Consider the following 14562-nt stretch of genomic DNA (forward strand, 5'->3'; position numbering starts at 1 on the left):
CCTGTGCGCCCGTGACCGAAACCCTGATCTGGACCGTCGTCGCGCTGATCCTCATCGGCGTCTATCTGAGCTGGACCGCCGGCCGCCTCGACCGGCTGCACACGCGCATCGACGCCGCCCGCGCGGCCCTGGACGCGCAGCTCCTGCGCCGGGCCTCGGTCACCCAGGAGCTCGCCACCTCCGGCGTCCTCGACCCGGCCGCCTCGATCGTGCTGTACGAGGCCGCGCACGCGGCCCGGCAGGCGGAGGAGGACCACCGGGAGGTCGCCGAGAGCGAGCTGAGCCAGGCGCTGCGGGCGGTCTTCGGCGAGCCCGAGCAGGTGGAGCTCGTACGGCAGGCGCCCGGTGGCGAGGAGGCCGCGGGGGAGCTGGCCGCGGCCGTCCGCCGGGTCCCGATGGCCCGCCGCTTCCACAACGACGCCGTCCGGGCCGCCCGCGCCCTGCGCCGCCACCGCAAGGTCCGCTGGTTCCGGCTCGCGGGCCACGCCCCCTTCCCGCTGGCCTTCGAAATGGACGACGAGCCGCCCGTGGCCCTTGCCGATCGTCCGGCCTGACGCTCGTAACCTGGGAAAACGATCCACCGGGTCCACATTGGCCCTTGATGTGGACCGCGAGTGGCCTGTTTCCTCGTCTTGTCGTCAACCCCCGTTGTCACGAGTGAGGTATCCGTGTCCACCACGCCTTCCACCAACTTCCAGTCCCCCGAGACCGGCACCGCGCGCGTCAAGCGCGGCATGGCCGAGCAGCTCAAGGGCGGCGTGATCATGGACGTGGTCAACGCCGAGCAGGCGAAGATCGCCGAGGACGCCGGCGCCGTGGCCGTCATGGCCCTGGAGCGGGTCCCCGCGGACATCCGCAAGGACGGCGGCGTCGCCCGCATGTCCGACCCGAACATGATCGAAGAGATCATCGGCGCGGTCTCCATCCCGGTCATGGCCAAGTCCCGCATCGGCCACTTCGTCGAGGCCCAGGTCCTGCAGTCCCTCGGCGTCGACTACATCGACGAGTCCGAGGTCCTGACCCCGGCCGACGAGATCAACCACTCCGACAAGTGGGCCTTCACGACCCCCTTCGTCTGTGGCGCCACCAACCTGGGCGAGGCCCTGCGCCGCATCGCCGAGGGCGCGGCCATGATCCGCTCCAAGGGCGAGGCCGGCACCGGCAACGTCGTCGAGGCCGTCCGCCACCTGCGCCAGATCAAGAACGAGATCGCCAAGCTGCGCGGCTTCGACAACAACGAGCTGTTCGCCGCCGCCAAGGAGCTGCGCGCCCCGTACGAGCTCGTCAAGGAGGTCGCCGAGCTCGGCAAGCTGCCGGTCGTGCTGTTCTCCGCCGGTGGTGTCGCCACCCCCGCCGACGCCGCGCTCATGCGCCAGCTCGGTGCCGAGGGCGTCTTCGTCGGCTCCGGCATCTTCAAGTCGGGCGACCCGGCCAAGCGCGCCGCCGCCATCGTGAAGGCCACCACCTTCTACGACGACCCGAAGGTCATCGCGGACGCCTCCCGCAACCTGGGCGAGGCCATGGTCGGCATCAACTGCGACACCCTCCCCGAGTCCGAGCGCTACGCGAACCGGGGCTGGTAAGCACCCATGAGCACGCCCGTAATCGGTGTCCTGGCCCTTCAGGGCGACGTACGGGAGCACCTGATCGCCCTGGCCGCGGCGGACGCCGTGGCCAGGCCGGTCCGGCGTCCCGAGGAGCTCGCCGAGGTCGACGGCCTGGTCATCCCCGGCGGTGAGTCCACCACCATCTCCAAGCTGGCCGTCCTCTTCGGCCTGATGGAGCCGCTGCGCGAGCGGATCGCGGGCGGCATGCCCGTGTACGGCACCTGCGCCGGTCTGATCATGCTCGCCGACAAGATCCTCGACCCGCGCTCGGGCCAGGAGACCTTCGGCGGCATCGACATGATCGTCCGCCGCAACGCCTTCGGCCGGCAGAACGAGTCCTTCGAGGCCGGCGTCACCGTGACGGGCATCGACTCCCCCGTCGAGGGCGTCTTCATCCGCGCCCCGTGGGTGGAGTCGGTCGGCGCCCAGGTCGAGGTGCTCGCCGAGCACGACGGCCACATCGTCGCCGTCCGTCAGGGCAAGGCCCTCGCAACCTCCTTCCACCCCGAGCTCACCGGCGACCACCGCATCCACGAGCTGTTCGTGGACATGGTGCGCGCGGAACGGTGACGCGATCCCGGTAGGATCTCTGGGGTTCGTTAAAGAAGTTGGTTACGCGAAGGAGACAGGCAGATGTCCGGCCACTCTAAATGGGCTACGACGAAGCACAAGAAGGCCGTGATCGACGCCAAGCGCGGCAAGCTCTTCGCGAAGCTGATCAAGAACATCGAGGTCGCGGCCCGGACCGGCGGCGCCGACCTGGACGGCAACCCGACGCTGTTCGACGCCGTTCAGAAGGCGAAGAAGAGCTCGGTCCCGAACAAGAACATCGACTCCGCGATCAAGCGCGGCGGCGGCCTCGAGGCCGGCGGCGTGGACTACGACACGATCATGTACGAGGGCTACGGCCCGAACGGCGTCGCGGTGCTCATCGAGTGCCTCACCGACAACCGCAACCGCGCCGCCTCCGACGTGCGCGTCGCCATGACCCGCAACGGCGGCTCCATGGCGGACCCGGGCTCGGTCTCGTACCTGTTCAACCGCAAGGGCGTCGTCGTGCTCCCCAAGGGCGAGCTGTCCGAGGACGACGTCCTCGAGGTCGTCCTCGACGCGGGCGCCGAGGAGGTCAACGACCTCGGCGAGAACTTCGAGATCATCAGCGAGTCCACCGACCTGGTCGCGGTCCGTACCGCCCTCCAGGGGGCCGGCATCGACTACGACTCGGCCGAGTCCCAGTTCGTCCCGACCATGCAGGTCGAGCTCGACGAGGAGGGCGCGCGCAAGATGTTCAAGCTGATCGACGCCCTGGAGGACAGCGACGACGTGCAGAACGTCTTCGCCAACTTCGACGTCAGCGACGAGGTCATGGCGAAGGTCGACGCCTGATCGCGGTCTTCCCAGCAGCGGGCCGACGGGACACACCCCGTCGGCCCGCTGCGTTGTCAGTGCGGGCCGATAGCCTGCACAAACAGACTTGCGATCGGGAAGGGGGCGGCGGCATGCGCGTACTAGGGGTGGACCCCGGACTGACCCGCTGCGGCGTCGGCGTCGTCGAGGGCGTCGCCGGCCGGCCCCTGACCATGCTCGGCGTCGGCGTCGTCCGCACGGCGGCGGACGACGACATCGGCATGCGCCTGGTCGGCATCGAGCGCGGCATCGAGGAGTGGCTCGACCGCTTCTCGCCCGAACTCGTCGCCGTGGAGCGGGTGTTCAGCCAGCACAACGTGCGCACGGTGATGGGCACGGCCCAGGCCAGCGCGGTCGCCATGCTCTGCGCCTCCCGGCGCGGCATACCCGTCGCCCTGCACACCCCCAGCGAGGTCAAGGCCGCCGTCACCGGCAGCGGCCGCGCCGACAAGGCCCAGGTCGGCGCCATGGTGACCCGGCTGCTCCGGCTCTCCGCCCCGCCCAAGCCGGCCGACGCCGCCGACGCCCTCGCCCTCGCCATCTGCCACATCTGGCGGGCCCCCGCCCAGAACCGTCTGCAGCAGGCCGCCGCCCAGAACCGTCTCCAGCAGGCCGCCGCCCGGCACGCCTCCGCAGTGAAAGGCCGAACCCGATGATCGCCTTCGTCAGCGGCCCCGTCGCCGCCCTCGCCCCCACGACCGCCGTCGTCGAGGTCGGGGGAGTGGGCATGGCCGTCCAGTGCACCCCCAACACCATCGCCGGCCTGCGCCTCGGTGAGCACGCCCGGCTCGCCACCTCCCTCGTCGTCCGCGAGGACTCCCTCACCCTGTACGGCTTCGCCGACGACGACGAGCGGCAGGTCTTCGAGCTGCTCCAGACCGCCAGCGGCGTCGGCCCCCGCCTCGCCCAGGCCATGCTCGGGGTGCACAGCCCCGACGCGCTGCGCCTCGCCGTCTCCACCGGCGACGAGAAGGCCCTCACCGCCGTCCCCGGCATCGGCAAGAAGGGCGCCCAGAAACTCCTCCTCGAACTGAAGGACAAGCTCGGCGCCCCGCTGGGCAGCAGCGGCCTGGTCGGCGCCCAGCGCGCCGCCGCCTCCGGCCCCGCCCCCTGGACCGAGCAGCTGTCCGCCGCCCTGATCGGCCTCGGCTACGCGAGCCGCGAGGCCGAGGAGGCCGTCAGCGCCGTCACCCCGCAGGCCGAGGCCGCCCTCGCCGAGACCGGCACCGCCCCCGTACCGCAGCTGCTGCGCGCCGCCCTGCAGACCCTCAACCGGGCCCGCTGACCTCCCGTACGAAGGAAGACCATCACCGTGAACTGGGACGACGACAGCACCGCCGAGCCGGACGCGCGCCTCGTCGGCGCCTCCGCAGAGGGCGACGACCAGGCCGTCGAGGCGGCCCTGCGCCCCAAGGACCTCAGCGAGTTCGTCGGCCAGGAGAAGGTCCGCCAGCAGCTCGACCTGGTCCTCAAGGCCGCCCGCCAGCGCGGCGCCACCGCCGACCACGTGCTGCTCTCCGGCGCCCCGGGGCTCGGCAAGACCACCCTCTCGATGATCATCGCCGCCGAGATGAACGCGCCGATCCGCATCACCTCCGGCCCCGCCATCCAGCACGCCGGAGACCTCGCCGCGATCCTCTCCTCCCTCCAGGAGGGCGAGATCCTCTTCCTCGACGAGATCCACCGCATGTCCCGGCCCGCCGAGGAGATGCTCTACATGGCGATGGAGGACTTCCGGGTCGACGTCATCGTCGGCAAGGGCCCCGGCGCCACCGCCATCCCGCTCGAACTGCCGCCCTTCACCCTGGTCGGCGCCACCACCCGGGCCGGACTCCTGCCGCCCCCGCTGCGCGACCGCTTCGGCTTCACCGCCCACATGGAGTTCTACGACCCGGCCGAGCTCCAGCGCGTGATCCACCGCTCCGCCGGACTCCTCGACGTCGAGATCGACCCCGACGGCGCCGCCGAGATCGCCGGCCGCTCCCGCGGCACGCCCCGCATCGCCAACCGCCTGCTGCGCCGGGTCCGTGACTACGCCCAGGTCAGGGCCGACGGAGTGATCACCCGGGAGGTCTCCGAGGCGGCCCTCAGCGTGTACGAGGTGGACAGCCGCGGCCTCGACCGGCTCGACCGCGCGGTCCTGGAGGCCCTGCTCAAGCTCTTCGGCGGCGGACCGGTCGGCCTGTCCACCCTCGCGGTCGCCGTGGGGGAGGAGCGCGAGACCGTCGAGGAGGTCGCCGAACCCTTCCTCGTACGGGAGGGTCTGCTGGCCCGCACACCCCGTGGCCGGGTCGCCACACCGGCGGCGTGGACCCACCTCGGACTCGTTCCGCCGCAGGCAGCGGGCCCGGGCGGCGGGGGGAACGCCCTGGGAACGGGACAACAGGGGCTCTTCGGGGCGTGACGGTGCGGACACTCGCCCGGACCGGAACCGCGGTGCGATGCTGGACGTTGTTCCATCGATGCGGACTCGCCTAGACTCCGCCGATGCCGCCCTTTCTGGTCGGCGCACCCACCCCCGAAGATCAGGCCGCGGGTTCTCCGCGACCGTGCGAAGGAAACCCGTCCCGTGAGCATCGTGACCCTCCTCCCCTTCATCGTCCTCATCGGGGCCATGTTCCTGATGACCCGCTCTGCCAAGAAGAAGCAGCAGGCGGCGGCGCAGATGCGCAACGAGATGCAGCCCGGCACCGGCGTACGGACGATCGGGGGGATGTACGCCACCGTCAAGGAGATCGGCGACGAGACCGTTCTCCTGGAGGTCGCGCCGGGCGTGCACGCGGTCTACGCCAAGAACGCGATCGGCGCGGTCCTCGAGGACTCCGAGTACAACCGGATCGTCCACGGCGACGACGAGGAGTCGGACGCCGACACCGTCGTCCCGGACGACGCCTCCTCGCTGACCGAGGCCGCCGAGGACACCCAGACCGTCGAGGACGCGCCGAAGGCCGACCTGACGAAGAAGTCGGACGCGGCCGAGGCCGACGCCGAGGGTCAGAAGGACGGCAAGGCCGACGGCGAGACCGACGCGAAGTAGTCGCGGCCGGGGACCGCGCGCACGCCCACCGGCGTGGGCGGTCCCCGGAACGGTTCCACGTCTGCGGGGGCAGGTCCCCACACACACTTCGTGGCCGTCCCGCGCATACCCGGCGTGAGGCGGTTGGACAGGGAGATACGACAGGTGGCAGCACCGAAGAAGGGCCGAAGGCCGGCGGGGGGACAGAGCCGTCCGGGCCGCGCCCTGGCACTCATCCTGATCGCCATGGTCGCGCTCACCGGCGGGATGTTCTGGTCGGGGCACACCACCCCGCGCCTCGGCATCGACCTCGCCGGCGGCACGTCGATCACGCTCAAGGCGAAGGCCGAGCCCGGCCAGGAGTCGGCGGTCAACGAGACCAACATGAACACGGCGGTCGGCATCATCGAGCGCCGTGTCAACGGTCTGGGTGTCTCCGAGGCCGAGGTCCAGACGCAGGGCGCCGAGAACATCATCGTCAACATCCCTCGCGGGACGAACGAGAAGCAGGCCCGCGAGCAGGTCGGCACCACCGCCCAGCTCTACTTCCGGCCCGTTCTCGCCGTGACGAGCGGCGCGCCCCAGCCGGCGCCGAGCGCCAGCTCCTCGGCCTCGCCGAAGCCGTCCGCCTCGGCCTCCTCCGGCGCGAAGGTCGGTGAGAAGTCGGCCACCCCGACCGCCACCGCCTCCACGCAGGGCCGTGCGCTCACCGAGGCCCTCAAGGCCCCGAGCCCCACGCCCACCGCGAGCTCCTCCTCCGCGAAGCCGAAGGCCACGGGGACCCCGCAGGCGACCCCGAAGCCCGACGCCGCGACCGCGGCGCTGGAGAAGAAGTTCACCGCTCTGAACTGCCTCGACCCCAAGCAGCGCGCCGCCGCCGGCCAGGGCGTCAAGCCGACCGAGCCCACCGTGGCCTGCGGCGAGGACTCCCCGGGCGTGTGGTCGAAGTACCTGCTCGGCCCGGCCGAGGTCGACGGCAAGGACGTCGACGACGCCAAGGGCATGCTCGACCCGCAGCGCGGCATGTGGATCGTCACCATGGACTTCACCGACGCCGGCTCGAAGAAGTTCCAGTCGATCACCAGCAAGCTGTCGCAGCAGGCCGACCCGCAGAACCGCTTCGCGATCGTCCTCGACGGCGAGGTCGTCTCCGCCCCCTCCGTGCGGCAGACCCTGAGCGCCAGCGCGGAGATCTCCGGCAACTTCAACCAGCAGTCCGCCCAGGACCTCGGCAACATCCTGTCCTACGGCGCCCTGCCGCTCACCTTCCAGACCCAGAGCGTCGACACCGTCACCGCCGCGCTCGGCGGCGACCAGCTGCAGGCCGGTCTCATCGCCGGTGCCATCGGTCTCGCCCTCGTCGTGATCTACCTGGTCGTCTACTACCGCGGCCTGTCGCTGATCGCCATCCTCAGCCTCGCCGTCTCGGCGCTGCTCACCTATGTGCTCATGGCCCTGCTCGGCCCGGCCATCGGCTTCGCGCTGAACCTGCCGGCCGTCTGTGGCGCCATCGTCGCCATCGGCATCACCGCGGACTCGTTCATCGTGTACTTCGAGCGCATCCGCGACGAGCTCCGCGAGGGCCGCACGCTCCGCCCGGCCGTCGAGCGCGCCTGGCCGCGCGCCCGCCGCACCATCCTGGTCTCCGACTTCGTGTCGTTCCTGGCCGCGGCCGTGCTGTTCATCGTCACCGTCGGCAAGGTCAAGGGCTTCGCGTTCACGCTCGGCCTGACCACCCTGCTCGACATCGTCGTGGTGTTCCTCTTCACCAAGCCGGTCATGACGCTGCTCGCCCGGACCAAGTTCTTCGGCAACGGTCACGCCTGGTCCGGTCTGGACCCGAAGCGGCTCGGCGCCAAGCCGCCGCTGCGCCGCGCCCGCCGTACCCACGCCCCCGTCGACGCGAAGGAGGCGTGAGATGTCGAAGCTCGGCGATCTCGGCGCCCGGCTCCACCGCGGTGAGGTCGGTTACGACTTCATCGGCAACCGCAAGATCTGGTATGGCCTGTCCATCCTGATCACCATCACCGCCATCGTCGCCCTGGCCGTCCGCGGCCTCAACATGGGCATCGAGTTCCAGGGCGGCGCCGTCTTCACCACCCCGAAGACGGACGTCTCCGTCAGCCAGGCCCAGGGGTACGCGGAAGAGGCCTCCGGCCACGACGCGATCGTGCAGGAGCTCGGCAGCGGCTCGCTCCGCATCCAGGTCGGCGGTCTCGACACCGCGAAGTCCGACCAGGTCCGCGCGGAGCTCGCCAAGGACCTGAACGTCCCCGAGGACAAGATCGCCGCGGAGATCGTCGGCCCCAGCTGGGGCGAGCAGATCGCCGCCAAGGCCTGGACCGGCCTCGGGGTCTTCATGATCCTCGTGGTGATCTACCTGGCGATCGCCTTCGAGTGGCGCATGGCGGTCGCGGCACTCGTGGCCCTCATCCACGACCTCACGATCACGGTGGGCATCTACTCGCTGGTCGGCTTCGAGGTCACCGTGGGTACGGTCATCGGTCTGCTGACGATCCTCGGCTACTCGCTGTACGACACCGTCGTCGTCTTCGACTCCCTCAAGGAGCAGACGAAGGGCATCACGAAGCAGACCCGCTACACCTACAGCGAGCTGGCCAACCGCTCGATCAACGGCACCCTGGTGCGTTCGATCAACACCACCGTCGTCGCGCTGCTGCCGGTCGCCGGCCTGCTCTTCATCGGTGGCGGCTTCCTCGGCGCCGGCATGCTCAACGACATCTCGCTCTCGCTGTTCGTGGGCCTCGCCGCCGGTGCGTACTCCTCGATCTTCATCGCCACCCCGCTCGTGGCGGACCTCAAGGAGCGCGAGCCGTCGATCAAGGCGCTCAAGAAGCGCATCCTGGCCAAGCGCGCCAGCGCCGCGGCCAAGGGCGAGCCGCTGGACGCGGCGGACGACGCGTCCGCCGAGGCCGCCGTCGTGGGTCCCCGGGCGAGCCGCCGCGGCACCCAGGAGCACCGAGGATGACCGCGGAGGCCCAGGACGTCGTCGAGCTCCTGCTCGGCCGCATCCGTGACGTCCCCGACTACCCGAAGCCGGGCGTGCTGTTCAAGGACATCACGCCGCTGCTCGCGGACCCGGCGGCGTTCACGGCGCTCACCGACGCCCTCGCCGGGCTGTGCTCCGCGCACGGCGCGACGAAGATCGTCGGCCTGGAGGCCCGCGGCTTCATCCTGGCCGCCCCGGTGGCCGTCCGCGCGGGCCTGGGCTTCATCCCGGTCCGCAAGGCCGGCAAGCTCCCCGGGGCCACGCTCCGCCAGGCGTACGAGCTGGAGTACGGCACCGCCGAGATCGAGGTGCACGCCGAGGACCTGGCCGCGGGCGACCGCGTCATGGTCATCGACGACGTCCTCGCCACCGGCGGCACGGCCGAGGCCTCCATCGAGCTGATCCGCCGCGCGGGCGCCGAGGTGGCGGGCGTCGCCGTCCTCATGGAGCTCGGCTTCCTCCCGGGCCGAGCCCGGCTGGAACCGGCCCTGAACGGCGCGCCGCTCACCGCGCTGATCACGGTCTGACATCGGGGTTCCTCCCGATCGGGGCGCTCCGGGGAATTCCCGGGGCGCCCCGAGGCGTTCTCCCGTACGTCCCCCGGGCCCCAGGCGCTGCCCGTTCGGGAGCCGTCCGAAACCCGGGCGCGTGAGCACGGGCACTCCTGGCTCGATACCATGGCCTTTCCGGGCCTGACCGGGGGACCCGGAACCTCCCCCAGACTCCGTCCGGGGGGACCCCAGAGGAGCGCTTCTTGCCAGACGAGGCCCAGTCACTCTCCGCCGCGCAGCCCGACCCGAAGGCCGAAAAGGCCGCGCCGGGGACCGGCACGCCCCAGAACAAGCCGGCGGAGACCAGGCCCGCGCCTGCCGCACCCGCCCCCGCGCCCGCCGCCCCCGAGCGGCCCGCGCCCGCCCGCTCCGGCGGCTCGTCGAACCGCGTCCGCGCCCGCCTCGCCCGCCTCGGCGTCCAGCGCTCCTCCCCGTACAACCCGGTCCTCGAACCGCTGCTGCGGATCGTCCGCTCCAACGACCCCAAGATCGAGACGGCGACGCTCCGCCAGATCGAGCGGGCCTACCAGGTCGCCGAGCGCTGGCACCGCGGCCAGAAGCGCAAGAGCGGCGACCCGTACATCACGCACCCGCTCGCCGTCACCACCATCCTCGCCGAGCTCGGCATGGACCCGGCGACCCTGATGGCCGGGCTGCTCCACGACACCGTCGAGGACACCGAGTACGGCCTGGAGGACCTGCGCCGCGACTTCGGCGACCAGGTCACGCTCCTCGTCGACGGCGTCACCAAGCTCGACAAGGTCAGGTTCGGCGAGGCCGCGCAGGCCGAGACCGTCCGCAAGATGGTCGTCGCCATGGCCAAGGACCCGCGCGTCCTGGTCATCAAGCTCGCCGACCGCCTGCACAACATGCGCACCATGCGCTACCTCAAGCGGGAGAAGCAGGAGAAGAAGGCCCGCGAGACCCTCGAGATCTACGCGCCCCTGGCCCACCGCCTGGGCATGAACACCATCAAGTGGGAGCTGGAGGACCTCGCCTTCGCGATCCTCTACCCCAAGATGTACGACGAGATCGTCCGGCTCGTCGCCGAGCGCGCCCCCAAGCGGGACGAGTACCTCGCCATAGTGACCGACGAGGTCCAGGCCGACCTGCGGGCCGCCCGGATCAAGGCCACCGTCACCGGCCGCCCCAAGCACTACTACAGCGTCTACCAGAAGATGATCGTCCGCGGCCGTGACTTCGCGGAGATCTACGACCTGGTCGGCATCCGCGTCCTCGTGGACACCGTCCGCGACTGCTACGCGGCCCTCGGCACCGTCCACGCGCGATGGAACCCGGTCCCCGGCCGGTTCAAGGACTACATCGCGATGCCGAAGTTCAACATGTACCAGTCGCTGCACACGACGGTCATCGGACCCAACGGCAAGCCCGTCGAGCTCCAGATCCGCACCTTCGACATGCACCGGCGCGCCGAGTACGGCATCGCCGCGCACTGGAAGTACAAGCAGGAGGCCGTCGCAGGCGCCTCCAAGGTGCGCACCGACGTGCCGAAGAAGACCGGCAAGGACGACCACCTCAACGACATGGCGTGGCTGCGCCAGCTCCTCGACTGGCAGAAGGAGACCGAGGACCCCGGCGAGTTCCTGGAGTCCCTGCGCTTCGACCTCTCCCGGAACGAGGTCTTCGTCTTCACGCCGAAGGGCGACGTCATCGCGCTGCCCGCCGGCGCCACCCCCGTCGACTTCTCGTACGCGGTCCACACCGAGGTCGGCCACCGCACCATAGGGGCGCGGGTCAACGGGCGCCTCGTGCCGCTCGAATCGACCCTCGACAACGGCGACCTGGTCGAGGTCTTCACCTCCAAGGCCGCCGGCGCCGGCCCCTCCCGCGACTGGCTGGGCTTCGTCAAGTCCCCGCGCGCCCGGAACAAGATCCGCGCCTGGTTCTCCAAGGAGCGCCGCGACGAGGCCATCGAGCAGGGCAAGGACGCCATCGCGCGGGCCATGCGCAAGCAGAACCTGCCGATCCAGCGGATCCTGACCGGCGACTCCCTCGTCACCCTCGCCCACGAGATGCGCTACAGCGACATCTCCTCGCTGTACGCGGCGATCGGCGAGGGCCACGTCACCGCCCAGTCCATCGTGCAGAAGCTGGTGCAGGCGCTCGGCGGCGAGGAGGCCGCCACCGAGGAGATCGACGAGGCCGCCCCGCCGACCCGCGGCCGCTCCAAGCGCCGCTCCAGCGCCGACCCCGGCGTCGTCGTCAAGGGCGTCGAGGACGTCTGGGTGAAGCTGGCCCGCTGCTGCACCCCGGTGCCCGGCGACCCGATCATCGGCTTCGTCACCCGCGGCAGCGGCGTGTCCGTGCACCGCAGCGACTGCGTCAACGTCGAGTCGCTGTCCCGGGAGCCCGAGCGGATCCTGGACGTCGAATGGGCGCCCACCCAGTCCTCGGTCTTCCTCGTCGCCATCCAGGTCGAGGCCCTGGACCGCTCCCGGCTCCTCTCGGACGTCACCCGCGTCCTCTCGGACCAGCACGTCAACATCCTCTCGGCGGCCGTCCAGACCTCCCGCGACCGGGTGGCCACCTCCCGCTTCACCTTCGAGATGGGCGACCCGAAGCACCTCGGCCACGTCCTGAAGGCCGTGCGGGGCGTCGAGGGCGTCTACGACGTCTACCGCGTGACCAGCGCCCGGCGCCCGTAGCGACGCGCACACGAGGAAGGCCCCCGGCACGGAGCCGGGGGCCTTCCTCGTACAGCGGGCGGGCGTCAGCCGCCGAACTCCTGCAGGCCCTTCAGAGCCTGGTCGAGCAGGGCCTGGCGGCCCTCCAGCTCGCGCGCCAGCTTGTCGGCCTTGGCGTCGTTCCCGGCGGCGCGGGCGGCGTCGATCTGCTTGCGCAGCTTCTCGACGGCGTCCTGGAGCTGGCCGGTCAGACCGGCGGCACGCGCACGCGCCTCCGGGTTCGTCCGGCGCCACTCGGCCTCCTCGGCCTCCTGGATCGCCCGCTCCACCGTGTGCATCCGGCCCTCGACCTTGGGACGGGCGTCCCGCGGGACGTGGCCGATGGCCTCCCAGCGCTCGTTGAGGGAACGGAAGGCCGCACGCGCCGCCTTCAGGTCCGTCACCGGCACCAGCTTCTCGGCCTCGGACGCGAGCTCCTCCTTCAGCTTGAGGTTCTCGGTCTGCTCCGCGTCCCGCTCGGCGAAGACCTCGCCGCGCGCCGCGAAGAAGACGTCCTGGGCGCCGCGGAAGCGGTTCCACAGGTCGTCCTCGTGCTCGCGCTGGGCGCGGCCGGCCGCCTTCCAGTCCGCCATCAGCTCGCGGTAGCGGGCCGCCGTGTTGCCCCAGTCGGTGGAGTTCGACAGCGACTCCGCCTCGGCGACCAGACGCTCCTTCGCCTTGCGGGCCTCCTCGCGCTGGGCGTCCAGCGACGCGAAGTGGGCCTTGCGGCGCTTCGAGAACGCCGAGCGGGCGTGCGAGAAGCGGTGCCACAGCTCGTCGTCGGACTTGCGGTCGAGCCGGGGAAGGCCCTTCCAGGTGTCCACGAGCGCCCGCAGCCGCTCGCCCGCGGAGCGCCACTGCTCGCTCTGGGCCAGCTCCTCGGCCTCGGTGACGAGCTTCTCCTTGGCGGCACGCGCCTCGTCGGTCTGCTTGGCCTTCTGGGCCTTGCGCTCCTCGCGGCGCGAGTCGACCGTCTCGACGAGCTTGTCGAGACGGGTCGCGAGCGCGGCCAGGTCGCCGACGGCGTGGTGCTCGTCGACCTGCTGGCGGATGTGCTCGATCGCCGCGGTGGCGTCCTTCGCCGAGAGGTCGGTGGTCCTCACCCGCTTCTCGAGGAGGCCGATCTCGACAACCAAGCCCTCGTACTTGCGCTCGAAGTAGGCCAGGGCCTCCTCAGGGGTGCCGGCCTGCCACGATCCGACGACCTTCTCGCCCTCGGCCGTCCGCACGTACACGGTGCCCGTCTCGTCGACGCGGCCCCACGGGTCGCTGCTCACAGCGCCTCCTCACCATGATGCCGTCGCGGGGTCGTACCCCCCGGGCATCGTCCACAGTTTCCCGGCGGGCCTCGCCCGCCTTCCGCAGCGCGGCCGACGGCCCACGCTGCACAACGCCAATCTAGGCGAACGGCGGCCCGGCTGTCCGCACTCAGCGCGACCGAGATTCGGCGGTCACGCGTGCGTGCGGACGAGCGGGCTCACTTCTTCGCGACGGTCGCCTTCTCGATGGTGACGGGCTTCTTCGGAGCGCCGTCCGTCGCGCCGCCCTCGACGCCCGCCTTCGCCACGTCCTGGACCGCCTCGAGGCCGGCCGCGTCGATCTTCCCGAAGGGGGTGTAGGTCGGCGGCAGCTTGGTGTCCTTGTAGACGAGGAAGAACTGCGAGCCGCCGGAGCCCGGCTGCCCGGTGTTGGCCATGGCGACGGTGCCGGCCGGGAAGGTCACGGTGCCGTCCGCGCCCGCCTTGCCGAGGGCGCCCAGGTTCTCGTCGGGGATCGTGTAGCCCGGGCCGCCGGTGCCGTCGCCCTTGGGGTCGCCGCACTGGAGCACGTAGATGCCCTGGGTCGTGAGGCGGTGGCACTTGGTCCCGTCGAAGTACTTCTTGTCGGCGAGGTGCTTGAAGGAGTTCACCGTGTGCGGGGTCTTCGCCGCCTCCATGGTGATCGTGATGTCGCCCTCGTTCGTCTTCAGGGCCATCGCGTACGTGGCCTTCGCGTCCACGGTCAGCTTCGGCTCCGCGCTCTTCGACTCGCTCTCCGAGGGCGCCGGGGTGGTGGGCGTGTCGCCCGCCGCGGCGTCCGAGCCCTTCGAGGACCCGTCCGTCAGGGCCACGGAGGCGTAGACGGCGCCGCCCGCGGCCAGTACCACCGCGAGGGAGGCCGCGATGACGGTGTTGCGGCGCTTCGTCTTCCGCCGGTTCTCCTCCCGCCGCTGCTGCTGGCGCGCGTACTTCTCCCTGGCAAGCTGCCGCCGCCGCTGATCGCTGGTGACCACCGGGTCCGCTCCTGT

Annotated in this window: 14 protein-coding genes; 12 read left to right on the forward strand and 2 right to left on the reverse strand. The window is 71.2% G+C overall.

The window, feature by feature from the left end; translation table 11 throughout:
• The first annotated feature begins 11 nt into the window (after window positions 1-11).
• From ACFYUZ_RS15215 to ACFYUZ_RS15270, 12 genes are all read left to right on the forward strand, one after another.
• Complete coding sequence (locus ACFYUZ_RS15215; protein ID WP_116161985.1) at window positions 12-554, forward strand: hypothetical protein; 543 nt, start codon at window positions 12-14, stop codon at window positions 552-554.
• A gap of 114 nt (window positions 555-668) precedes the next feature.
• Complete coding sequence (gene pdxS / locus ACFYUZ_RS15220) at window positions 669-1583, forward strand: pyridoxal 5'-phosphate synthase lyase subunit PdxS (RefSeq protein ID WP_030693057.1); 915 nt, start codon at window positions 669-671, stop codon at window positions 1581-1583.
• Between the two features lie 6 nt (window positions 1584-1589).
• Window positions 1590-2177, forward strand: coding sequence for a pyridoxal 5'-phosphate synthase glutaminase subunit PdxT (gene pdxT, locus ACFYUZ_RS15225; RefSeq protein ID WP_389309055.1), 588 nt, complete (start codon window positions 1590-1592; stop codon window positions 2175-2177).
• A gap of 63 nt (window positions 2178-2240) precedes the next feature.
• Window positions 2241-2993: a YebC/PmpR family DNA-binding transcriptional regulator gene (locus tag ACFYUZ_RS15230; RefSeq protein ID WP_389309057.1), complete on the forward strand. Its 753-nt coding sequence runs from the start codon at window positions 2241-2243 to the stop codon at window positions 2991-2993.
• 113 nt (window positions 2994-3106) lie between these two features.
• Window positions 3107-3670: a crossover junction endodeoxyribonuclease RuvC gene (ruvC, locus tag ACFYUZ_RS15235; RefSeq protein ID WP_190159928.1), complete on the forward strand. Its 564-nt coding sequence runs from the start codon at window positions 3107-3109 to the stop codon at window positions 3668-3670.
• Complete coding sequence (gene ruvA / locus ACFYUZ_RS15240) at window positions 3667-4299, forward strand: Holliday junction branch migration protein RuvA (protein WP_093877060.1); 633 nt, start codon at window positions 3667-3669, stop codon at window positions 4297-4299. Before ruvC ends, ruvA begins: the two co-directional genes overlap by 4 nt.
• Window positions 4300-4326: 27 nt before the next feature.
• The gene (gene ruvB, locus ACFYUZ_RS15245) at window positions 4327-5418 is read left to right on the forward strand and encodes a Holliday junction branch migration DNA helicase RuvB (protein WP_389309059.1); all 1092 of its coding nucleotides are present in this window, start codon (window positions 4327-4329) and stop codon (window positions 5416-5418) included.
• A gap of 165 nt (window positions 5419-5583) precedes the next feature.
• Window positions 5584-6051 (forward strand): preprotein translocase subunit YajC, encoded by a 468-nt coding sequence (gene yajC, locus ACFYUZ_RS15250; RefSeq protein ID WP_389309061.1) that lies wholly within the window; start codon window positions 5584-5586, stop codon window positions 6049-6051.
• Between the two features lie 144 nt (window positions 6052-6195).
• A complete protein-coding gene (secD, locus tag ACFYUZ_RS15255; RefSeq protein ID WP_389309063.1) occupies window positions 6196-7947 on the forward strand; it encodes a protein translocase subunit SecD in 1752 nt (583 codons plus the stop codon).
• Between the two features lies 1 nt (window position 7948).
• Entirely contained in the window at window positions 7949-9019 is a 1071-nt protein-coding gene (gene secF / locus ACFYUZ_RS15260) for a protein translocase subunit SecF (RefSeq protein ID WP_389309065.1), read from the forward strand.
• Complete coding sequence (locus ACFYUZ_RS15265; protein ID WP_389309067.1) at window positions 9016-9567, forward strand: adenine phosphoribosyltransferase; 552 nt, start codon at window positions 9016-9018, stop codon at window positions 9565-9567. The genes secF and ACFYUZ_RS15265 overlap by 4 nt, the downstream gene beginning before the upstream one ends.
• 227 nt (window positions 9568-9794) lie before the next feature.
• On the forward strand, window positions 9795-12257 hold the full coding sequence (locus tag ACFYUZ_RS15270; RefSeq protein WP_389309069.1) for a RelA/SpoT family protein: 2463 nt from the start codon (window positions 9795-9797) through the stop codon (window positions 12255-12257).
• 65 nt (window positions 12258-12322) lie between these two features.
• Here the strand turns inward: ACFYUZ_RS15270 and ACFYUZ_RS15275 are convergent, their stop codons facing one another.
• Both ACFYUZ_RS15275 and ACFYUZ_RS15280 read right to left on the reverse strand, forming a co-directional pair.
• Window positions 12323-13552, reverse strand: coding sequence for a DUF349 domain-containing protein (locus ACFYUZ_RS15275; protein WP_389309071.1), 1230 nt, complete (start codon window positions 13550-13552; stop codon window positions 12323-12325).
• A gap of 200 nt (window positions 13553-13752) precedes the next feature.
• Window positions 13753-14547, reverse strand: coding sequence for a peptidylprolyl isomerase (locus ACFYUZ_RS15280; protein ID WP_389309073.1), 795 nt, complete (start codon window positions 14545-14547; stop codon window positions 13753-13755).
• Between the last annotated feature and the right edge of the window lie 15 nt (window positions 14548-14562).

It is taken from the genome of Streptomyces sp. NPDC004266 (genome assembly GCF_042874095.1).
Taxonomy (GTDB): domain Bacteria; phylum Actinomycetota; class Actinomycetes; order Streptomycetales; family Streptomycetaceae; genus Streptomyces.